Consider the following 23,611-nt stretch of genomic DNA (forward strand, 5'->3'; position numbering starts at 1 on the left):
GAATTATTTATTTAGTAACTATTTAAGAGTATATTCGAATTATAGGATGGAATAAATGGTATCTAATGGTATAATACTTATAAATAATTTAGAATTTGAAAGAAAAAAATATTTAATAAAGGGAGTAATAGTTATGAAATCTATTCATAATCCAATTCTTGAGGGATTTAATCCAGATCCTTGTATATTAAAAGTAAAGGAAATTTATTATATTGTTGTTTCTACGTTTGAGTGGCTACCGGGGATAAGAGTTTACGAATCTAACGATTTAGTGAATTGGAATTATTGTACATCAGTATTGATAAATGAGGAATTGGTTAACTTGCAAGGTAATCCCACAGGATGCAGTATATGGGCACCTCATATAAGTTACTGCGAGGATACATTCTATCTTGTATATACAGATGTCAAAAGTACAAAAGTTCCATTTAAAGATGTGAATAATTACTTAATTACATCAAAAAACATTAAAGGACCTTGGAGCAATCCAATTTATTTAAACAGTTCTGGATTTGATCCATCTTTATTTCACGATGAAAATGGTGAAAAGTGGTTAGCAAATGAAATATGGGATTACCGTTTAATTACACATAATAAATCTGCTGGTATTATTATTCAAAAATTTGATTGTCAAAAAAAAGAATTGATTGGGAAAACATATAAAATTTTTGATGGAACAAAATATGAAAAAACAGAAGCGCCACAGATATATAAACATAAAGAGTATTACTATTTATTAACAGCGGAAGGGGGCACTGGAGAGGGACATATGGTTACGGTAGCTCGATCAAAGAATATTACTGGCCCTTATGAATTAGATCCTAAGAATCCTATGCTAACTTCTAGAGATAACCCTGATTTATATCTTAAATGTGCAGGACATGCTAGCTTAGTGGAAACAGATGAACACGAGTGGTATTTAGCTCATTTATGTACTAGACCTATAATGGGTAAATATCCTATTCTTGGAAGGGAGACTGCATTGCAAAAAGTTATTTGGTCAAAGGATGGGTGGCTCAGACTTATTCAAGGTGGACATTCACCTGCTACAGATGTTGAACTTCCAAAGGGCTTTAATGGAATTATTAAAATAAAGGATAATAAATTCTTTGATGATTTTGACAAAAAAGATTTAAATAGTGAATGGAGCACTCTGAGAATATTTCCAAACAGTAGCTGGCTTAACATAATTCCAGATAAATCCATAATACGTATAACTGGTGCTGAATCACCTCAGAGTACTTTTGATCAACATATCATTGCAATACGTCAGAGTGATATTAATTTTAGTGCAGAGACAGTAGTTACTTTTGCGCCTACAAACCATCTACAATTAGCAGGGATGATATTATATTTAGATACAATGAATTATATTTATTTATATCTTTCTTATGACGAAGAGATGGGGATTATTGCTCAGGTAATGAAAGTAGTAAAGGATGATTTTTCTATATTGCCAGTTAAGGTACCTGTAAGTGGTAAGAAAGTGAAGATGCATATTAAAGTAAATGGAATTAATGCACAGTTTAGTGTGGAAGATCAAGAAACAAAAGAATTTTTAGTAAAGGAAGATATCAGTTTTTTATCAGGAGGTTATACAGGGAATTTTATAGGACTTACAGTCAATAATTTAGAAAAAAAGAATGCTTGCTTTGCTGATTTTGATAATTTTAAATATCAACCAGAGTAATCTTACTAAGAGTAAAAGCTATGCAATCTGCATAGCTTTTACTTAGAAATTATATTATTTATTTCTATGTTTCTTAATATAACAATATACAGGCAATCCAATTAAAGTGATAACAATTCCTATAAGTGCTTTTCTAGTATCGGTTAAAAGAGTACTTATAAGTATATATAGGCCTCCAATAATTCCGATTAATGGAACTATTGGGTAAAGTGGTACTTTATAAGGTCTCACTAAATCTTTATGTTTTGTTCTTAATATAAAGATACCGGCTACTGCCATTGTGAAGAAAATCCATAAAACAAAAACAACAAGATCAGTTAAGGCATTAAAAGAACCACTAAATATATAAAGACAAGCAAGTGCAGCCACAAAAATATAAGAATTTAATGGAGTTTGATATTTTTTGTTAACTTTTCCTAAAAAGTTACTACAAGGTAAAAGTTTACTCTGTGCCATAGCAAAAGGGATTCTAACTCCTGTCATTAGGTAACCGTTTAATGCTCCGAAGATTGATATTAATATACCGGCAGAAATAAATAATGAGCCAGATTTTCCAAGTAAAACGGATGCAACATCTGATGCTACTGTTTTAGAACTTATAACACTGGTTATAGGAATTACATTTATAATTGCTAAATTAAATAAAACATAGACTATTAAAGTAATGCTTAATCCTATAATTATGGATTTTGGTATATCTTTTTTAGGGTTTTTAAGTTCACCTGCCATATTACTTACACTTACCCATCCATCATAAGCCCAAAGTGTTCCAAGCACAGCGGCTCCAAATCCAGCACCGGCAGCTGTTGTTCCTACTGGCATGGAAAAACTATGAGCTGTTCCTTTTATAATGCCTAAAGCAATGATAATAAACAGTGGAATAAGTTTTGCAATAGTTGCGATGAATTGAATTTTGCTTGCAAGTTTAGTTGATAATACATTTGCAGTCGTAATAATTAGAAGCATTAGTATTGCAAATAATTTTTGTTGAAGTCCGCTCATGGGTACAAAATTAGTAGCTTGAGTTGCTAAAACTATTGCGAGGGCTGCGATGGAGCCAGGTACATAAATAACCGTTTGTACCCAACCAAATAAGAATGCCCATTTTTCACCATAAAGTTCTTTAAGATATATAAAGATACCTCCGGTTTTTGGAATAGCAGCTGCTATTTCAGCAATAGTAAGGCCCGACGCTATAGTTATAATACCACCTGCTACCCAAGCAAGTATCCCTATAAGTGGAGAACCAGCATTTTTAAAGACTATTGAAGGTTTAAAGAAAATTCCTGAACCTATGACCATACCTATAACTATGGTAATGGCTTCTAGCGAACCGATTTCCCTTTTTAGTGTTTTGGGGAAATTAATTGGGCTTTTTAAACTATTTGATGCCTTCAAAATAAATCATCCTTTCTTCTTTAGTATTTTGTATATTGTTATCTAATAAGACTTTTTAAAATTAAATTTATATTATTTCTATATAAGTTTAATAGCAAACTTAAGTATAGTCAACAAAATTTTGAAGGAGATTATTTTTAAAGTTTTAGTTGCTAAAAGACTGAAGAATATTAGAATATAAATTAATATTTGCCCATATATATCTATTGTTATAATATATATATGTTATAAAATTATATGTATTATAGTGAATAATTGGAGGAATGAAAATGAGATTGTTACTGACAAACGACGATGGTATAAACGCAAAAGGAATATATGCCTTAGCTAAAGAACTTGAAAAAAATCATGAAGTAATTATCGTGGCACCAGATAAAGAGAGAAGTGCCTGTGGTCATTCAATAACCCTTACAAGACCACTTATTGTTAAAGAAACTAAGCTCAAAGGAATAAAAGCGAAAGCTTTTAGTGTAGATGGAACGCCAGCGGATTGTGTAAAAATTGCAATTAATAAACTTACTGATGCTAAAATAGATATGGTAGTATCAGGAATTAATAGAGGTTTTAATTTAGGTACAGATGTTTTATATTCCGGAACTGTTTCTGCAGCAATAGAAGCTACTATATATAAAATACCAGCAATGGCGGTTTCAGTAGAGTTTGACGACAATACTGAAAATTATGACATAGCGGCTAAATATGCTAGAGTAATACTTCTTAAGGCTACCCAAAATAAAATTAATAATGATATTGTATTAAATGTAAATGTTCCCATGCTTGAGGAGAGTGAAATAAAAGGAATTAAAGTGTGCAAAATTGGGAGTAGATTGTATAATAATAAATATGTAGAATCTATTGGAGAAAATAATGAAACTCAGTATCAGATTAAGGGTACGGCAAAAGATATTCATGAGGAAGATTCCGATACAATATATTTTAAAGAGGGGTACGTTACTGTAACACCACTTCATTATGATCTAACTAATTTTGAAATATTAAATGATGTAGGTAAATGGTTTTAACCACAAAAAGCCAGGTTTTTTATCATTATATGATTAAAAATCCTGGCTTTATTTTGTGTGAAATGAGTAATATATCTAGATCATTAAGTATTGTATTTTTGATCTACTTTTTTAATTTATCTAATAACTCGTCTACGGATATAGTAGATAAGTTTATTCCATCTAAGGGTAATTCTTTTTCAATGGCAGATTTAAGAAGTGGTGACCTTCTAGCATCACCTATCACAATTGCACCAATAATCTTATTGTTTTTTATAAATATCTTTTTATAACTGTTTCCATTAATATCTTCACATGATAATACGTTTGTAGAGTTCGATTCTTCTATACATCCCATAGAAAATAAAGAAATACCAAAAGCATTTAGCATTGTTACTGGAGTAATTTTTTCATATATAGCATCACGCCCCGAAATATTATACCCTGCAACTTTTCCTTGTGAGATAGCAATATTCCATAGTCCGATAACTTGATTATCAAATTCTGCAATATCACCTGCTGCATAAATATCTTTTATATTAGTTTCCATTTTATTGTTTACGAGGACTCCTCTTTCTCTTTTAATATCAGTCTTTAAAATTAGGTCCATATTAGGCTTAATACCTATTGAGTGAATAACTATTTCACACTTTAATTCTACACTTTCGTTTATAAGAATTCCTTCTACTTTATTATCAGTGCCTATTATTTTATTTACACAAGTGTTAGTTAATATTTGTATTCCACAAGATTGTATTTTACTTTTTAATATCTCTGATGCTTTATCGTCTAATTGTCGAGGCATAAGCCTTGGACATAATTCAACAATTGTAACTTTGATGTTATGCTGATGTAATATGAAGGCCATTTCAAGGCCAAGTATTCCGCCACCAAGAATTATTACATTAGTGTTCTCATTAAGTTTCTCCTTAATATTTAAAGCGTCATTAAGGCCCCGAAGCGTGTATACTCCGTTCATACCTATACCATCAATTTGAGGTACGTTATTACTTGCACCATTTGCAATTAACAATTTATCATAACTAAGTTTACTACCATCAAATAGGGATACTTCATGTGAAGTTGAATCTATACTTACTACTTTAGTATTAATTAATATTTTTACGTTATTTTGTTCATACCACTCTTTTTTTTGAATAAGTATATTATTTTCTTCAAGCTTATCGAATAAACTTTTGGATAACTTTATTCGGGTATATGGATAAAATTTTTCTTCGCCAATTAAACATATATCTGAATCTAAATCTGTTTCTCTAATTGATTTAATAGCTGTTATTGCTGTAATGCCACTACCTACTATTATAATTTTTTTTGTAATTTTTTTAGCCATCGATATCACCCATTTCATTTAAGATTTATTTTTTGCTTATGTACATTGCGGGGAAATATTTTTCTTGTCTATGGGACATTCTCATTTTTGAATACCCTAATGTTATCTTACACTTCATTTATGGTAATATGCAAGAAAATAATTCAGATATGTAGAGTAATTACATCAAATGTATTTTTAAAGCTTTAAGTATTACTTTTTCTAAAGTATACTATAATCAGAATTTTTTGATATAATTAGCCTAAAGAAATTTTTGATTATTATCAAATATAAGATTTTATGTTTGAGAGAAAGGAGAAATATATGAATGTTAAGGAATTACCACTGATTTTTGATGGTGCCATGGGGACATATTATGCAAGTATTAAAGATAACCCATTATCTAAATGTGAGCTTGCAAATATTTATGAAAGAGATACCATATTAAATATACATAAGGAATATATAGATGCAGGTTGCAGGGCAATTAAGACAAATACATTTGCTGCAAATAGAATTAGCCTTGAAAGTGATTTTAATATAGTAAAAGATGTGATTGTAAAAGGTTATGAAATAGCAAGTGAGGCAACAAAGGGCACTGATGTTTTGGTTTTTGCTGATATTGGACCAATCCCATTTTTAGAGACTATTAATTTATGGGAGGCATATAAAGAAATAGTAGATTTGTTTTTAGAACTCGGTGCAACGCACTTTATATTCGAAACTTTTAGTAGTGATGAATATCTACCCCAAATTTCTAAATATATTAAGGAGAAAAATCCAAAGGCATATATTTTGATGGAACTTGCAGTTTCTCCAGAAGGATTTACAAGAATCGGTATATCAGGTGAAAAATTTATAGAGAAAGTTTCTAATATATCAAGTATAGATGCTTGTGGCTTTAACTGTTTTTCAGGGCCAAATCATTTACTAAAATATATTAAAACTCTTAATATAGAAAATAAAACAATCTCCGTTATGCCAAATTCAGGGTATCCAACAGTAATAAATAATCGTACGTTTTTTAATAATACTAAAGAATATTTTGCAAGGCAAATGCTAGAAATAGCAAAACAAGGTGTAGCGATAATAGGTGGGTGCTGTGGTACAACTCCAGAATTTATAAGAGAAACTGTAGCAAATATAGAAGGGTTATCTCCACATGAAATTGTTTCAAGTATAAAGATCGAAAAAATTAAGTTTGAAAAACTTATAGTTAAAAATTCTCTTCTCGAAAAAATAAGGCTTGGAAAAAAGATTATTGCGGTGGAACTAGATCCACCGATGGATACGGGGATAGATTTTTTTATGAATAGTGCTAAAAGTCTTAAGGAGCAAGGAGTTGATGCAATAACCATTGCAGATTGTCCTGTTGCAAGAGTTAGAGTAGATAGCAGCTTACTTGCTTGTAAGTTAAAGAGAGAACTTGATATTACAACTATTCCGCATATGACTTGTCGAGATAGAAACATTAATGCGACTAAAGCATTGCTTTTAGGCTTAAGCATTGAGGGAGTAAATAATGTTTTAGTGGTAACTGGTGACCCTATACCATCAGCTGAGCGGGATGAGGTTAAGGCAATGTTTAGCTTTAATTCTGCAATACTTGCCAATTACATTACTAGTTTAAATGAGACAACATTTTCATCACCTTTTAATATTTGTGGTGCCTTAAATGTAAATGCTATTAATTTTAGTAGTCAACTTGACCACGCGAAAAAGAAAATAGAAAATGGTGTAACTATGTTTTTAACACAACCAATTTTATCAAAGCAAGCTGTAGAAAATTTAAAACAAGCACGTAGGGAGTTGCCTGCTAAAATTCTAGGTGGGATTATTCCAATTGTAAGCCATAGGAACGCTTGTTTTATGAACAATGAAATTTCAGGGATAACTGTTTCTGATGAAATCACGGAGCTATATAATGGTATTTCAAAAGAGGAAGCTACAATTCTTGCAATTAAGATATCTACGGATATTGCGAGAGAAATTTATAATTATGTAGATGGATATTATCTTATTACACCATTTAAAAGAATTGATATAATTTCTGAAATCATTAAGAATATAGGTAATTATTAAATTAAGAAAATAGTGAATTTAAAACTCGCATCATGAATAGACACATGATGTGAGTTTTTATTTTTTGTGATATTTAGTAGGTTAATAATACAATAGTTATTAAGTGTCCCTCAACGACAACTCAAGTTATCACAGTGATATCAAGGGTTAACAATACTAAAGTTATTAACTGTCCCCTGATTTATTAACAATGTAAAACCAAGTGAAAAAATATTTTAAGGGAATGTTGACAAGTATTGCTTCCTATCATATAATGAACGTATGAACAACAATTCATATGTTCATATGAGGGAGGGAATATAGATGGAGAAAGATATAGAGTTTTGTCATTGCGCAACTGTTCATGAAAATGAGATAGAAAAGGTAAGAAGATTAATACCACCAGCAGAGACTTTATCAGATCTCGCAGAACTTTTTAAGGTTTTTGGAGATAGTACAAGAATTAAAATTCTTTGTGTGCTTTTTGAAACTGAAATGTGTGTTTGTGATATAGCAGCTCTTCTTATTATGACTCAATCAGCTATTTCACATCAATTGCGTGTACTTAAGAATGCTAGACTTGTTAAGTATAGACGTGAGGGTAAGGTTGTCTATTATTCATTGGACGATCAGCATGTTAAACAAATATTTGATCAAGGACTTACACACATAAAAGAACTTAGATAATATTCTATTACATAAAGAATAAATTATAACGTAAAAACTTTGAAAGCGAGGCGAGGAAATGGAGACTATAATAAAGAGAGAATTCATTTTAGAGGGTCTATGTTGCGTAAATTGTGCAAATAAAATTGAAACTCAATGTAAAAAGCTAGATGGAGTATCAGATGCAAGTATAAACTTTATTAATAAAAATTTAGTGATTCAATTTCAAAGCGAAGATAAAATATTAAAAGTTATAGATGAAGCAAAAAAAATAGTTAAGAGGATAGAACCTGATGTTAACTTTATAGAAAGTGTTAAACATGAGGGGCATTCACATAATCATAGTCATGATCATGGACATGGTGGCGAGAACCAGGGAAATGATAAAAATAAAATCATACGTTTTTCTGTAGGGGTTGCAATTTTCCTTATAGCAGTTATATTAAAATTAGATTACTGGTTTGAATTTTCATTATTCCTTATAAGCTATTTACTAATTGGTGGAGAAGTATTAATGGTTGCCATAAAAAATATATTAAGAGGAGAAGTTTTTGATGAAAACTTCTTGATGGCACTTGCAACAGTAGGAGCATTTTCTATAGGGCAATTTCCAGAAGGTGTAGGGGTTATGCTCTTTTACCAAGTAGGAGAGTTCTTCCAGGATATGGCCGTAAATAAATCTACAAAGTCAATATCTGCACTAATGGATATAAGACCGGATTATGCAAATAAGAAAATTAATGATGAAATAGTAAAAGTTGATCCAGAAGAGGTACACATTGGTGATATTATAATAGTAAAACCAGGGGAAAAAGTACCTTTAGATGGGAGTGTTATAGAGGGAAACTCATTAGTCGATTCATCCGCTTTAACTGGTGAATCAGTTCCAAGAGAAGTTAATACTGGGGATGAAATCTTAGCAGGCTGCATAAATAAAAATGGGTTATTGACTATAGAGGTAAAAAAAGAGTTTGGCGAATCGACTTTAGCTAAAATATTAGATCTAGTTAAAAATGCTAGTAGTAAAAAAGCACCAACTGAAAACTTTATAACTAAATTTGCAAGGTATTACACACCGATTGTAGTTATAAGTGCAGTTGTACTTGCTTTGGTTCCACCACTTTTAATACCTGGTGCTACGTTCTCGCAATGGATATATAGAGCATTAGTATTTTTAGTAGTATCTTGTCCTTGTGCTTTAGTAATATCTATCCCACTTGGATTCTTTGGTGGAATAGGTGGAGCATCTAAAAATGGAATTTTGGTTAAGGGTGGAAACTATTTGGAGGCATTAAATAGCGTTGAAATGGTGGTTTTCGATAAAACTGGAACATTAACTAAAGGAGTATTTAAGGTTACAGAAATGCATATTGAGGGTGATATAAACGAAGAGGAATTATTAGAATATGCAGCATCTGTTGAAAGTTATTCTAATCACCCAATTGCAACATCTATACTAAAAGCTTATGGTAAAGAAGTAAATAAAAAAGATATTGAAGATGTTGAAGAAATAGCTGGGAAAGGTATTAAAGCTAAGGTAAAAGGAAAATATGTCCTAGCTGGTAATGCAAAGCTCATGGATAGTGAGAAAATTTCATATACTAAGGGTAAAAATGTTGGTTCGATAATATATGTAGCTATAGATAATATATATGTTGGTAGCATTATAATATCCGATGAAGTAAAAGATGATTCTATTTCTGCTATAAAAAAATTAAAGTCTATGGGTGTTAAAAAAATAGTAATGCTTACTGGTGATAATAAAGATATAGCAAATAATATTGGAAAAGTTCTTGGCGTTGATGAAGTTTACTCAGAACTTCTTCCACAGGATAAGGTAGAAAAGCTTGAGAAACTTCAAAATGAAAAGTCACCTAAAGGAAAAATTGTTTTTGTAGGAGATGGCATCAATGATGCTCCAGTGCTTGCAAGAGCAGATATTGGAATAGCTATGGGTGGAGTGGGGTCTGATGCGGCAATAGAAGCTGCTGATATAGTAATAATGACAGATGAACCATCTAAGATTGCTTTGGCTATCAAAATTGCCCAAAAGACAAAGAAGATTGTTATGCAAAATATTGTATTTGCATTAGGTGTAAAGGCAATCATTTTGATACTTGCAGTGTTTGGAATTGCAAATATGTGGGAAGCAGTTTTTGGAGATGTAGGAGTTGCTTTGATTGCAGTATTAAATTCTATGAGAGCTATGAAGAGTTAAATTTAAAATAGTAAAAAAGTTAATAAGAACAAAAGTTAAAGATACTCTATAAAGTAGACAAAGAAAGTCTGCGATATAGAGTATTTTTGTTTTTAAAAAAATGTAAAATTGGCTTATTAATTAAAGTATATTGACAAATTACCGATATATAGAAGATAATGTTAAATATAAGTATACAAGTATTTGTTTTACTAAAATTGATGTATTGTCCTAATAAAGGGAGTGAAGAGTTGATAACAAAACATAAAATAATTACAGTAAAAAACTTATTGATAATTTTTACTATAGCTCTATTGTATCAAATTCAAGTGTCTGTTTATAATACTCGCGCTGAAGTGAATTTATCAGCAATTAGTGCCACCACTGTAACCACTTCTCAAGAGAACCAGACTCTAATTGTAGGTGGGCCAACATTAACTCTAAAAGCTACAGTATTACCAGCTAATGCTGCAAATAAAGCAGTAATTTGGAGTAGTAGTAATGATGATGTGGCTACTGTAAGTACAGCTGGAATAGTAACTCCAATAGGTGAAGGTACAGCGATGATTGTAGTTAGAACAGTAGATGGAGGTCATATCGATACCTGCATTGTTACTGTAACTAAGAGTGATGTATCAGGAATGACATTAACTCAAAACATGGTAACTTTGAAAATTAAGGGAACAATTACACTAAATCCTAAAATACTTCCGCTAGATGCTTCAAACAAAACAGTAATCTGGTATAGCGGAAATGAAGATGTAGCTAAAGTGAGTGATAAAGGAGTAGTAACTGCAATAACACCAGGATCAGCAGGTATTATTGGAAAAACAGTGGATGGAGATTATTCAGTTTATTGCTTAGTATACGTGCCTGAAGAAGTAAGCAGTATTACCTTAAATCCAAACAATGTAAAATTTGCTTTAGGTGATACTCCTGTTACGATATCGGCAAAAATCATGCCAGATAATCTCTCAATGAAGAGTATAACGTGGACTAGCAGTAATTATGGCATAGCTAATGTAGATTCAAATGGCAGGGTAACTCCTATGTCCGGTGGATCTGCGGTAATAACTGCAACATCAACTTATGATAAAACTAAAAAAGCTACGTGCAATGTAACTGTGAATGGACTTATAACGGATACTAAAGTACATGCAACAGGAATTACTTTGAATGAGCATGATAAACATTTAATAGGGAATACTACTTTTACATTAAAACAGAGTATATCGCCAAGTAATGCTGTAAATAAGGCAGTAAACTGGAGCAGTAGCAATGAAAATGTTGCTACAGTGAGTGCTACAGGTGTTGTAACTCCAATAGCTGAAGGTGTGACATTGATTGTAGTAACAACTGTGGATAGAGGAAATATGGATGGTTGCGTTGTTAACGTCACTAAGCAGGATGTAACAGGAATGACTTTAACTCAAAAGAGTGCAACTCTAAAAATTAAGGGCACCTTGACATTAAATCCAGATATACAACCAGGTAATGCAACAAACCAAACAGTAATTTGGAGTAGTGGAAATGAAGATGTAGCCAAAGTAAGTGATACTGGAATAGTAACTGCAATAACATCCGGCTCTACAGGAATTATTGGTAGAACCGTGGATGGAGACTATTTAGTTTATTGCTTAATATATGTACCAGAAGTAATAAACAGCATTACCTTAAGTCAAAACAGTTTGAAATTTGATTTAGGGGGTGCTGCGACAGTACTGTCAACTAAAATCATGCCAGAGAATCTCTCGCTAAAGGATATTACGTGGACTAGTAGTAATTACAACATAGCTGATGTAGATTCAAATGGTAGGGTAACACCAAAGGCCAGTGGAAATGCAGTGATAACTGCAACTTCAGTTTATGATAAAACTAAAAAAGCTACATGTAGTGTAACTGTGAATGGACCTATAACGGACACTAAAATACATGCAACAGGAATTACTTTAAATGAGCATAGTAGAGATTTAATAGGAAATACTCCTTTTACATTAAAGCAGGTTATATTGCCAAGTAATGCTGTAAATAAGGCAGTAACCTATAGTAGTAGTAATGAAAATGTTGCTACAGTGAGTGCTACAGGTGTTGTAACTCCATTAGCTGAAGGAATTACATTAATTATAGTAACAACTGTGGATAGAGGAAATATGGATAGTTGTGTTGTTAATGTTACTAAGCAGAATGTAACAGGAATGACTCTAATTAAAAATTATGAAACTTTAAAAATTAAGAGTACATTAACATTAAAGCCAGATATATTTCCAGGCAATGCAACAAACCAAACAGTAATTTGGAGTAGCGGGAATGAGGATGTAGCTAAGGTAAGTGATGCAGGGATAGTAACTGCATTATCACCCGGATCTGCTGGGATTATAGGTAAAACGGTGGATGGAAATTATTTAGTTTATTGCTTAGTGTATGTACCTGAAGTAATAGATAGTATTACCTTAAATCAAAACAGTTTAAAGCTTAAATTAGGTGATGCTGCTGTTACATTGTCTGCTAAGATTATGCCAGATAATCTCTCGGTAAATGGTGTTATATGGACTAGTAGTAATTATGGCATAGCTAATGTCGATTCAAATGGTAGGGTAACCTCAGTATCTGGAGGTAGTGCAGTTATAACGGCAACTTCAGTTTATGATAAGACTAAAAAAGCCACATGTAGTGTAAATGTAATTGGGCCTATATCTGATGATCTTAAAGTACATGCGACAAGTATTTCTATAAAACCAATTGTAAATCCGTCAATTGTGGGAACTCCATTTACATTAACTACAGTTATAAATCCAAGTAATGCAGTTAATAAGGCAGTAACCTATAGTAGTAGTAATGAGAATGTAGCTGTAGTAAGTGCTACAGGGGTAGTAACGCCAATAGCTGAAGGAGTGACGTTAATTATTGTGACTACAGTTGATAGAGGGATTATGGATGCTTGTTTTGTAAATGTAACTAAGCAAGACATAGCAGAAATGACATTAATTAAAAATAGTGAGACTTTAAAGATTAAGAGCACTTTAACATTAAAGCCAGGTATACTTCCAACAAATGCATCAAATAAAACAATAATTTGGAGTAGTGGAAATAATGATGTAGCTAGTGTAAGTGATGATGGAATAGTAACTGCAATAACAGCTGGAACAACAGGTATTATCGGAAGATCAGTTGAAGGAAATCATTTAGTTTATTGCATAATTAATGTACCAGAGCAGGTAGATAACATTATACTAAATCAGAATAGTTTAAAATTTAAATTAGGGGATTCTTCTGTAAACTTGTCAGCTATTGTTATGCCAGAAAACCAAAAGGTAAAGCGCGTTACGTGGACTAGTAGTAACCCAATTGTCGCTAATGTTGATTCAAACGGAAGGGTAACACCAACCTCTGGAGGAACTACAACGATAACTGCAACTTCAGTGGATGATACAACTAAAAAAGCTACATGCAGTGTAACTGTGCTACAACCTGCAACAGGGGTTATTATAAATTAGAGAGATGACATATATTAGATTAATATGAAAAACTTTGTTTTCATATTAATCTTTTTTTATCTTTATTAATATAAACAGCTTGCATTAATGTTGAATTTGAAATATAATTGGTATATACAACATAACAACATGTCAACAGTTGTTATGAAAATAAATTTAATTGTAAGTGAGGAGAAAAATTTTGAAAAAAGTTTCGAAGGATAATCCTATACCACTTCATTACCAGATAAAAGAAATATTACAAGAAATGATTGAAAATGAAGTATTAAAACCTGGAGATTCAATTCCAACAGAAAGAGAATTATGCAAAGTACAAGGTGTTAGTAGAATGACAGTTAATAAGGCTATTATGTCACTTGTAAATGAGGGACTTATATATAGACAGCAGGGCAAAGGGACGTTTGTGTCTATTGCAAAGGTCAATCGTGAGATATCACTTCTTAAAGGTTTTAGTGAGCAAATGCAGGACAATGGGGTGATCTCAAAAACTAAAATATTATCTTTTGAGATAATAGATGCCACAAAGCAATGCATGCTTGAACTTAAAATGCCTATTGATGAAAATAAGATTATTGAAATTAAAAGATTGAGGTTTGGTGATCAGCAACCGGTAGCAATTGAAACAGCATGGCTTCCGTATTGCTTATTTGATGGAATGACAAGGGATATGGTAGAGGGGAAATCACTGTTTAGTATATTTCGTGAGAAATATGGATATTATCCTTATGAGGCTAAGCAAATAATTGAACCTATAATGCTTAACGAGTATGACAGCGAGCTTCTAAATCAAGATAAGTATGCTTTGGCGTTAACATTTAGGAGAACCACATATTTAGAAAATGGAACCCCAATTGAATATACCAAAGCAATATATAGAAGTGATAAGTATAAATATCAAATAACATTAAAGTAAAGAAAAATATTTGATGAGGTGATTAATATTAAAGCTATAATTAATGGAAAACTTATTATGAAAGATAGAATTATTTATAATAGCGTAATAGTTTTTGATAAGAAAATTATTGGCATTATAGATAATGATAACTTCCATCAGTATAAAGAAGGGTGCATGGAAGAAATAAAAATTATTGATGCTAAGGGTAGATTCGTATCACCAGGTTTTATTGATATTCATATTCATGGCAGTGGTGGATATGATACTATGGATGCTACAAAGAAAGCCTTGAAAATTATAGGTTCTACCATAGCTGTAAATGGAGTAACTGGCTATTTGCCTACTACAATGACTATGGATACTGATAGCATATATAAAACGTTAGATGTTGTTCGAGAAGAAATGGGAATAGAGACTATGGGAGCAAAAATTCTAGGGGTACATATGGAGGGACCTTTTATAAATGAAAAGTATAAAGGTGCTCAAAAGGCGAATAATATTATAAAACCAGATTATGATATTATAAAGGATTATTTAGATATTATTAAGATTATAACCCTTGCTCCTGAAAAGGATATAGATCATAGTTTTATAAAAAAAGTCAAAAATAATTCTAAAATCACATTATCAGTAGGTCACTCTGACGCAAGTTTTGAGGAAACTATGAAAGCAATTGATGATGGAATATCACATGCGACGCATATTTTTAATGCTATGACTCCACTTAACCACAGAAAGCCAGGCATTGTAGGTGCAATTTTTACAAGTGATATATCCTGCGAATTAATAGCAGATTTAATACATGTTCATCCTGCGATTTTTAATATACTAATAAATATTGTACATAAAGATAGAATGGTTCTTATAACAGATTCTATGAGAGCTGGTTGCATTAAGGGTGGCGTGTCTGAGCTTGGAGGACAAAAGGTAATGGTTGAAAATGGAGCTGCAAGACTTGAGGATGGGACACTCGCAGGTAGCGTTTTGACTCTAAACAAGGCAGTACTCAATATTCTGCGAAACAGTAATTTAGAAATTTATGATGTTGTAGCTATGGCAACAATTAATCCAGCAAAGGTAATTAATATGGATAACAAAATTGGAAGTTTAAGGCCAGGATATGATGCAGATATAGCTATTTTTAATGATGATATAGATGTGTCTTTTACAATAGTCAATGGAAAAATAGTGTACGAAGCTTAAAAGTGATATTTTGAGTAATATTATAAGGTGGTGCCAATATGAGAATAATAGTTGTAGATAATTATGAGGAAATGAGTAAGAGAGCTGCTTTAATGGTTGCAAGTCAAATTACGTTAAAGCCGGATAGTGTTTTAGGACTTGCGACTGGTGATACTCCATTAGGTATGTATGAGGAATTAGTTAAGTTGTATAATAAAAAAGAAGTGGATTTTAAAGAGGTCAGAACTTTTAACTTAGATGAATATCATGGACTTGATCGTGAAAATTCACAAAGTTATTATAGTTATATGACTAGGAACCTATTTGATAAGGTGGATATAAGTAAAAACAATATTAATATGCCTGATGGAATGGCAAAGGATGTAAATGCTAGTTGTATGCTTTATGAAAGTAAAATAAAGACACTTGGTGGCATAGATATGCAAGTGCTTGGTATAGGCGGAAATGGACATATCGGGTTTAATGAACCAAATGTAAATTTCGAAGCGCAGACGCATTTAGTAAATCTTGACGAACAAACAATAGAAGCTAATTCTAGGTTTTTTAAGTCAATAGAGGAAGTCCCAGTAAAAGCGATAAGCATGGGTATAAAGACAATAATGAACTCTAAAAAAATAATTTTACTTGCAAATGGATTAAATAAAGCTGAAGTTATAGAAAAAGCAGTTAATGGAAAAATCAATCCTAATATACCTGCTTCAATTCTTCAACTTCACAATGACGTAACTATTATTATAGACAAAGAAGCAGCGAGCTTACTATAAAATTAAAACACCCACTCTAGCCATTTGTGCAAGAGTAGGTGTTTTGTTCATTATGGAATATATTAAATCAAATTCTTAAATTCATCATTTTCGTATAATAAATCGTAACAATAAGTCATTATATCACTTCGTTTAATTATACCTATAAAAACACCGTTATCATCTAGAACGGGAACAAAGTTTTGATCCTTTGCTAGAGATATTAAGCTCTCTATATCTGCATTAATCAATACTGATTTGTTTTTAACATGTCTTGGTATATCACCAATTAAAATTTTATTTGTATCGTTAAAACTTAAATTTGGAGTGTTCTTTAATTTCCATAATAAATCACCTTCAGTTAATGTACCTACATAATGACCAGATTCATTTACTAAGGGCACAGAAGTATATCTATGGTACTCCATTCGTTCTAAAGCTTGTCTCATTGTAGAACTTGGTTTTTCATAAATAACTTCATTTTTAGGTGTAAGAAAGAAAGCTATATTCATAGTTCAACCATCCTTTAAAGTTCTTTATTTTGGTTTATTAGTTATATAATTATAACATGTTTTATAGTCCTATATATTAACAAAACATTAAAATTTAATGTGAGGAGTTTGTCTGCAGTTTTATTACAGTTTTACTTTTCCATTTTCCTTTTTTAAACCTTATAAGGTAGAGCGTGCCACGAACTAACCAATCAACAATCATGCCTACCCATACACCTACAAGTCCAAAGTTTAATACAACTCCTAGTAAATAACCTAAAGTAATTCTAAATAACCACATGCCTATAATTGAAGTTATCAGTGTATATTTTACATCGCCTGCACCTTTTAGACCTGCAGGAAGAACAAAGGATATAGACCATAGGGGGATACATGCTGAGTTTACTATAAGGACGGTTGAGGCCAAATGGATTATTGCCTTATCAGTAATAAATAGTGATGTTACTTTTCCTGCAAAGGGTATGAATATTAAGGCTATAGCAATTAAAGCAAAAGTCGATAGTTTTGTAATATAGGAGAGATCACTCCCTGCTTCCTCACTTTCTCCTCTTCCCATATGGTTTCCAACAAGAGCGGTTGCTGCAATACATAGTGAATTTCCTGGAACATTAAGCATCGTTGCAACTGAGCCAGCAATAGCGTTTGCGGCAACTGCTATAGTTCCCATATCTACTATATAAATTTGAGTGATTAACTTTCCACCATTAAAAAGTAGCGACTCTATACTCGCAGGTATTCCAATGCCAAATATGAGTTTTAATAATGATTTATCAAATTTGAATCCTTTTACATTTGTAAGTTTTAAAATCTTTGAACCACGTAAAAGTACAAATAAGATAATAATGCCTCCACTAACTCTAGCAATTGCGATGCCAAGGGCAGCTCCCATTATTCCCATGTGTAGTATATTTATAAAAGTGTACGTTAAAATTACGTTTATAATATTCATAAAAATACTGATCTTCATAGGAGTTTTTGTGTCTCCGGCCCCACGCAAAAGTCCATTTGATATCAAATCAATTGTTATTAGTGGATAAGTAAGTAAAGTTATGCCTAAATATGTATGGGCATTACTTATTACTTTAGGGTCGGCTGAGCCAAATAACATTCCAATTAAAGGACCTTGGAATATAAACATTATAATAGTTATAACAAAAGTAATTATAAGTCCTGAAAAAAGAGCTTGCTGCATTGCAGCATTAGCCTTTTTTATATTTCCTTGTCCAATAAATTGGGCTACAACGACCATGCCCCCAATTGCGAGAGCTGAAAAGCATGCTATAAAAATATTATTCACTGAATCTACCATTCCAATTGCAGAAACTGCTTCTGCTCCTATGCGACCTGCCATCATAGTATTTATCATACCAAGCGATATAACAAATAATTGTTCTGTTATTATTGGTATTGCTAAATTAAATACATCTTTTCGTATCCATTTCACGTAAACGCCTTCTTATCAAATTTTAAGTTTATTTATCTTATGTATCATATATGGTTTATAGCACAGTATTTCAAATTATATTAAATATGTACATCTATATTTATATTATAACATTATAATTCTTTCAATTCATATATTAATGAACTTTTATAAAATAGTTAACTTAAGATAACCCAATATATTTTTATAAATATAGCTATTTTATATTTTAATTAATGGTAAAATATATTTTAATATACTATAATATATACAATAATAAATTATTGTGGTAATAGTTATTAAGAGTCAAAAAGTAAGGGAGTGAGTGTATGATGAATTTTTCATCTGTTGATGAGTATAAAAAAGCAAATAGATTAGCTAAAGCTAAATATAGTGCAGACATATTAAGAGGAAACTCGGGACATATATCATCATTAGATAGCATTTTAAAGAAAATAGACATAGTAGCAGAAATCCCCTTGGGCTTAAAAAACATTCCACTAAAAAAGATAGTAGGAACTTATTTCTATACAAGAAGTAGAGATTTCGCAAATAACTTTCTTCCTCTAGCCAGTATTTCTAGCGAGTTTGCTTCCAAGTGGGAAGCTGTGTATGCTTATCATATTAAGGATGGAATAGATGACCCTATAAAAATATATGAGTACATGAATGAATTCTATGTTATGGAAGGGAATAAACGTGTAAGTGTACTTAAATATGTAGATGCTTATTCAATAGATGGAGAGGTTACTCGGCTAGTTCCTAAAAGAGATGAGAATGACTTAAATAATATAATATATTACGAATTTTTAGAATTTAATAATAAGACAGGCATAAATGATATTTGGTTTTCAAAGGAAGGTAGTTTTACTCTACTTGGTAAGTATTTGGGTGAGTATAAACCAAAACTTTATTTATTTTCAAATAAATACAAGCATTTTATAAAAAATGTGTATTTCCCTTTTAGGAACACATTTTATGAATTAGGAGGAGATAAACTAGACATTACTACTGGAGATGCGTTTCTAGAATATGTAAAAATTTATGGTATTTCAAATGAATTCATAGAAACAAAAAGAAAAGTAAGAGTTGAAAAGTTTTTAGCTGAGCTTAGGATACTTACAAAAAATAATGCTGTTGATATTCAAACTGAGCCCTTTGATGTCCATAAGAAAAATGTTATAACATCAATTACAAACCTAGTGACTTCATCTAAAAAATTAAAGGTGGCTTTTGTTTTTGAAAAAACTATTGATACATCAGGCTGGAGTTATGTCCATAACTTAGGAAGAATATATGCACAGCAACAATTGGGTAGTGAAATAGAAACTTTTGTTATAGATAATTTTAATGCTTCTGATGATGAGGATGGCTATGAAAGGCTAAGTAAATTGTGTGAAGAGGATTATGATATTATATTTACTACATGTCCATCTTATCTTAATATAACCCTTAGAGCGGCCCTTAAGTACGACAATGTTAAGTTCTTTAACTGTTCTCCAGTAAAAGCATATAGAAATGTAAGTACTTACTTTGGGCGCTCTCATGAACCAAGATTTTTGCTCGGACTTATAGCAGGCGCTATTACTAAATCAAACATAATAGGATATATAGATACTTATAATGAAACAGAGATTATAACAGGAATTAATGCTTTTGCACTTGGTGTTAAAACTGTAAATTCTAATGCAAAGGTTTTAATTTCATGGCTTAATCAAACTGGAGATGTCAGTCATTCAAAAGAATTAATGCAAGAACTTCAAAGTCGTGGAGCGGACCTCATAATGCAAAATGATCTAATAGCTTTAGGTAAAGGCTCAAGAGATTTTGGACTATACTCACTAAAATATAATGAGAATGAGACAAAATGGATACCCGAGATAAATTATGCTTTAATTACATGGGATTGGGGTCAGTTTTATGAGAAAATACTTAGAAATATCGTAAATGGTAGTTTTAAGGGAATTTTTAGTACTGAGTCTAAACGTGTAAGCTTTTGGTGGGGCATGGACTCGGAACTTGTGGATATTATATATTCTAAACATAATGTTCCAATTCAAACTCAAAAATTAGTAGATATAATGCGAGAGATGATTATTGAAAATAAATTTCATACTTTTGCTGGGCCGATATTCGATAGGTCAGGTCAAATTAGAATAGATGATGGTGACATAGGAAATTATGAGGATATGTTATATATGGAATGGTTTGTAGATAATGTTGTTGGAGAAATTCCAAAGAATTGAACAAAATATTGGAAAGATAAGTAGGTGTTTAAAATTAAGGTTTTATTAGTTTCGGATGTTGAAGATGATTATATTTGGGAACATTTTGATCATGAAAGATTTAAAGATATTGAAATTGTAATTTCTTGTGGAGATTTGAAAGCAGATTATTTAGAATTTTTAGCTGATATGATTAAAGCTCCTATATTTTATGTTAATGGTAATCATGATGGATCTTTTTTAGAAAAACCACCAGGTGGATGTATACCTATTGATGATAAAATTATAGTATATAAAAATATTAGAATTCTAGGACTTGGTGGATCAATTGCCTATAATAAAGGACCTTTTCAATATACGGAAAGGGCAATGCAAAAAAGAATTTCAAAATTAAAAATGTGTTTATGGAGAAAAAAAGGATTCGATATATTAGTAACACATTCACCAGCAAAAGGCATGGGAGATGGGGAAGATCCTTGCCACACAGGATTCAATACATTTATAAATATATTAGATAAATATTCTCCAAAATATTTTTTCTATGGTCATCAGCATTTGGATTATGGGAAAAAAGACAGGGTAAGGATATATAATAATACTACGGTTGTAAATGCATTTAGATATCATATTATTGAAATATAAGAAATCTAAGGGGTTTGTAATTAATAGCCACCTGCTGGTACAAGCAGGTGGCTATTAATTATATTACATATTAGTTCTTTCTATTTTTTTGGTTTTAAGAACTTCCATTTAGTCTCAGTTGTTATAATTGCAAGGAATATAGTTAAACATCCTAATATCATTTTTGATGTGAATATTTCGTGAAGCATTACAACAGATAAAATACAACCAAAAACTGATTCTAAACATAAAATAATAGCAGCATGGGTAGAAGTTGTATATTTTTGCGCTACATTTTGTACAATAAATGCAAGCATAGTACTAAAAACACCCAAATAGATAAGTGCGAATATTGTACCTGAATTTAATGATTGAGGCATCGGTTCAAAAATTAAAGCGGCTATAATTGAGAATAGGGCGCAGGCGCCTAACTGTATTATTACAAGTAAAATAACATCAACCTTTTTAGCAAAAAAACCTACGGAAACAATATGAGCCGCGTAAAATACTGCGCATAATAATGTTAAACCGTCCCCTAGGCCAATATGTATACCGGAATCTAAGGTAAGCATCCCTATACCAATAAAACATAGAAAAGCAGATATTAGTGAAAAAGCATCTGGTCTTTTCTTACTAATTAGCCAATAAAGAAAGGGGACAATAACTACATTAGTGCCAGTTAAAAAAGCATTTTTACCAGCTGTTGTATATTTCATACCAATAGTTTGAGCAGCAAAGCCTAAAAATAGAAGAAGCCCAACTATAGTTCCAATGAACAGATAGTTTTTAGTAACATATTTAATTTTTTTTCTGAAAACTAATAACATGATTAGCACTGAAATGCTAAAACGTATTGCCATTATATAAAAAGGGGAAACACTATCTAAAGCCCCTTTTACAGCTATAAAACCACCACCCCAAATAAGTGCCACTATTAGCAAAGACATATCAGCGAGGATACTCTTTTTTTTACCGGTAATTTTCAAAATTATCACTCCTTTAAAAAATGGCCAATCATTGAACCTAGAATTTTTAATGCGTATATATACTAAGGTATGAGGTCTGTAATAAATAAGTCTTTTTCATTTTTTAAGTCTATAAAAATCGAATCTACTGATATAAGAGGACTAGAAATATTATTTATGTCTGTTTTTACTATTTTACCAATACGATTGTCGCTAAGTTTCACCATTTCTCCTGTATAGTAATTTAATATTTGTTTTATAAAAGTGGTTAGATAATAATAATCTAAGGTAGCCATGCATTCATGTTGCATTATTTCTAGAGCTTTAAAGGGGTTTTGTTTTTTACTATAGACTTTGTCAGAGGTCACAGCATCAAATGTATCAGCAATCCCTATTATTTTTGCGAAAGTATTAATTCTATCTTCTTTTAAATGGAGAGGATAACCTGAACCATCTAAACGCTCGTGATGCATAAGTACAGCGAGACTTACTGATTCGTCTAAATAAGGAATAGTGCGTACAAGTTCATAGGAGTAAACTGAATGTTTTTTAATTTCCTCAAATTCTAATTTTGTAAGTTTTGAGGGCTTATTTAATATTTTTTGGTTAACTTTTACCTTCCCGATATCGTGAAGAAAGGCTGCATAAGTCAAAAGGGTCAAATATTTTTGAGGTAAGTTAAGCCATTTACCTAACATAGAACTTAAAAAGGCAACATTTACAGAGTGCCGAGTTAGGTACTCATCTATATTCCTAGAATTTGTTATACTTTTTAAAATAGAACTGTAATCATTATTCGTATCTAAAATTCCTTTAGACATAGTTCTTATTTGTGTTAAGTCCAATTTGGAGTTGACCTCGATGTTATTTAAAAACTTGTATATGTTATTTGAAAAATTATTTAATAAACTTTCAGATTCAATAAAACTCTGTCCTTTTGAATCTTGAATACTTGGAGTTACAGTCTCCTTTTCATTTACATAAATATATATAGTGTTAGATGGGTAAAATTCAATTATCTTCTTAATCATCATAATATTTAATGAAATGTTTTTTGCAACTAAAGTTAGACCATTTAACATTAAATTTTCTGCTAAAATTATATTGGGTTTTAGTTCATAAATACTTATTCTTTTAACATTGGGTGTCATAAAGTTAGTCCCCCTAGAAGTAGTTTATAAATTGTG

General features: G+C 31.3%; 17 protein-coding genes. 11 read left to right on the forward strand and 6 right to left on the reverse strand.

The annotated features are described in order from the left end of the window. Positions 1-55: 55 nt before the first annotated feature. On the forward strand, positions 56-1,690 hold the full coding sequence (locus LL038_RS23785; RefSeq protein WP_216122860.1) for a glycoside hydrolase family 43 protein: 1,635 nt from the start codon (positions 56-58) through the stop codon (positions 1,688-1,690). Positions 1,691-1,744: 54 nt separating this feature from the next. On the opposite strand, the gene LL038_RS23790 is transcribed toward LL038_RS23785, so the two are convergent. Beyond that, positions 1,745-3,088 (reverse strand): APC family permease, encoded by a 1,344-nt coding sequence (locus tag LL038_RS23790; RefSeq protein ID WP_253199911.1) that lies wholly within the window; start codon positions 3,086-3,088, stop codon positions 1,745-1,747. Positions 3,089-3,357: 269 nt separating this feature from the next. On the opposite strand from LL038_RS23790, the gene surE reads away from it, so the two are divergent. Beyond that, positions 3,358-4,110 (forward strand): 5'/3'-nucleotidase SurE, encoded by a 753-nt coding sequence (gene surE / locus LL038_RS23795; RefSeq protein WP_216122861.1) that lies wholly within the window; start codon positions 3,358-3,360, stop codon positions 4,108-4,110. Positions 4,111-4,213: 103 nt separating this feature from the next. Here surE and LL038_RS23800 read toward each other — a convergent pair whose 3' ends face one another. Continuing rightward, positions 4,214-5,440 (reverse strand): NAD(P)/FAD-dependent oxidoreductase, encoded by a 1,227-nt coding sequence (locus tag LL038_RS23800; protein WP_253200255.1) that lies wholly within the window; start codon positions 5,438-5,440, stop codon positions 4,214-4,216. Between the two features lie 303 nt (positions 5,441-5,743). Here LL038_RS23800 and LL038_RS23805 point away from each other — a divergent pair, with 303 nt between their 5' ends. From LL038_RS23805 to nagB, 7 genes are all read left to right on the forward strand, one after another. After that, positions 5,744-7,501 (forward strand): bifunctional homocysteine S-methyltransferase/methylenetetrahydrofolate reductase, encoded by a 1,758-nt coding sequence (locus LL038_RS23805; protein WP_216122862.1) that lies wholly within the window; start codon positions 5,744-5,746, stop codon positions 7,499-7,501. Between the two features lie 303 nt (positions 7,502-7,804). Continuing rightward, entirely contained in the window at positions 7,805-8,167 is a 363-nt protein-coding gene (locus LL038_RS23810; protein ID WP_216122863.1) for an ArsR/SmtB family transcription factor, read from the forward strand. Positions 8,168-8,225: 58 nt separating this feature from the next. Beyond that, positions 8,226-10,364 carry a heavy metal translocating P-type ATPase gene (locus LL038_RS23815; RefSeq protein ID WP_216122864.1) on the forward strand — a complete coding sequence of 713 codons (2,139 nt, stop codon included), beginning with the start codon at positions 8,226-8,228 and terminating at the stop codon, positions 10,362-10,364. A 230-nt stretch (positions 10,365-10,594) separates the two neighbouring features. Further along, on the forward strand, positions 10,595-13,837 hold the full coding sequence (locus tag LL038_RS23820) for an Ig-like domain-containing protein (protein WP_216122865.1): 3,243 nt from the start codon (positions 10,595-10,597) through the stop codon (positions 13,835-13,837). A gap of 178 nt (positions 13,838-14,015) precedes the next feature. Then, entirely contained in the window at positions 14,016-14,750 is a 735-nt protein-coding gene (locus LL038_RS23825) for a GntR family transcriptional regulator (RefSeq protein WP_216122940.1), read from the forward strand. A gap of 27 nt (positions 14,751-14,777) precedes the next feature. Next, entirely contained in the window at positions 14,778-15,935 is a 1,158-nt protein-coding gene (gene nagA / locus LL038_RS23830) for an N-acetylglucosamine-6-phosphate deacetylase (protein ID WP_216122942.1), read from the forward strand. A 38-nt stretch (positions 15,936-15,973) separates the two neighbouring features. Continuing rightward, positions 15,974-16,699 (forward strand): glucosamine-6-phosphate deaminase, encoded by a 726-nt coding sequence (gene nagB / locus LL038_RS23835; RefSeq protein WP_216122866.1) that lies wholly within the window; start codon positions 15,974-15,976, stop codon positions 16,697-16,699. Between the two features lie 62 nt (positions 16,700-16,761). Here nagB and LL038_RS23840 read toward each other — a convergent pair whose 3' ends face one another. Together LL038_RS23840 and LL038_RS23845 are read right to left on the reverse strand one after the other, a co-directional pair. Then, entirely contained in the window at positions 16,762-17,190 is a 429-nt protein-coding gene (locus LL038_RS23840) for a CBS domain-containing protein (protein WP_216122867.1), read from the reverse strand. A 94-nt stretch (positions 17,191-17,284) separates the two neighbouring features. Then, positions 17,285-18,634: an MATE family efflux transporter gene (locus LL038_RS23845; protein WP_216122868.1), complete on the reverse strand. Its 1,350-nt coding sequence runs from the start codon at positions 18,632-18,634 to the stop codon at positions 17,285-17,287. 308 nt (positions 18,635-18,942) lie between these two features. Between LL038_RS23845 and LL038_RS23850 the strand changes: the two genes are divergently transcribed. Then, complete coding sequence (locus tag LL038_RS23850) at positions 18,943-20,859, forward strand: BMP family ABC transporter substrate-binding protein (RefSeq protein WP_216122869.1); 1,917 nt, start codon at positions 18,943-18,945, stop codon at positions 20,857-20,859. Between the two features lie 24 nt (positions 20,860-20,883). Beyond that, positions 20,884-21,480, forward strand: a complete 597-nt coding sequence (locus tag LL038_RS23855; protein WP_268055950.1) for a metallophosphoesterase family protein — start codon at positions 20,884-20,886, stop codon at positions 21,478-21,480. An 80-nt stretch (positions 21,481-21,560) separates the two neighbouring features. Here LL038_RS23855 and LL038_RS23860 read toward each other — a convergent pair whose 3' ends face one another. Next, entirely contained in the window at positions 21,561-22,454 is an 894-nt protein-coding gene (locus LL038_RS23860; RefSeq protein WP_309245056.1) for a DMT family transporter, read from the reverse strand. Positions 22,455-22,507: 53 nt separating this feature from the next. After that, a complete protein-coding gene (locus tag LL038_RS23865) occupies positions 22,508-23,575 on the reverse strand; it encodes an HD-GYP domain-containing protein (RefSeq protein WP_216122870.1) in 1,068 nt (355 codons plus the stop codon). Between the last annotated feature and the right edge of the window lie 36 nt (positions 23,576-23,611).

Source organism: Clostridium estertheticum, assembly GCF_026650985.1.
Lineage (GTDB): Bacteria > Bacillota > Clostridia > Clostridiales > Clostridiaceae > Clostridium_AD > Clostridium_AD estertheticum_C.

Coding starts and splice junctions, on each gene's coding strand:
- LL038_RS23785 (WP_216122860.1), top strand. CDS start 56: ATGGTATCTAATGGTATAATACTTATAAATAATTTAGAATTTGAAAGA.
- surE (WP_216122861.1), top strand. CDS start 3,358: ATGAGATTGTTACTGACAAACGACGATGGTATAAACGCAAAAGGAATA.
- LL038_RS23800 (WP_253200255.1), bottom strand. CDS start 5,440: ATGGCTAAAAAAATTACAAAAAAAATTATAATAGTAGGTAGTGGCATT.
- LL038_RS23805 (WP_216122862.1), top strand. CDS start 5,744: ATGAATGTTAAGGAATTACCACTGATTTTTGATGGTGCCATGGGGACA.
- LL038_RS23810 (WP_216122863.1), top strand. CDS start 7,805: ATGGAGAAAGATATAGAGTTTTGTCATTGCGCAACTGTTCATGAAAAT.
- LL038_RS23815 (WP_216122864.1), top strand. CDS start 8,226: ATGGAGACTATAATAAAGAGAGAATTCATTTTAGAGGGTCTATGTTGC.
- nagB (WP_216122866.1), top strand. CDS start 15,974: ATGAGAATAATAGTTGTAGATAATTATGAGGAAATGAGTAAGAGAGCT.
- LL038_RS23840 (WP_216122867.1), bottom strand. CDS start 17,190: ATGAATATAGCTTTCTTTCTTACACCTAAAAATGAAGTTATTTATGAA.
- LL038_RS23850 (WP_216122869.1), top strand. CDS start 18,943: ATGATGAATTTTTCATCTGTTGATGAGTATAAAAAAGCAAATAGATTA.
- LL038_RS23865 (WP_216122870.1), bottom strand. CDS start 23,575: ATGACACCCAATGTTAAAAGAATAAGTATTTATGAACTAAAACCCAAT.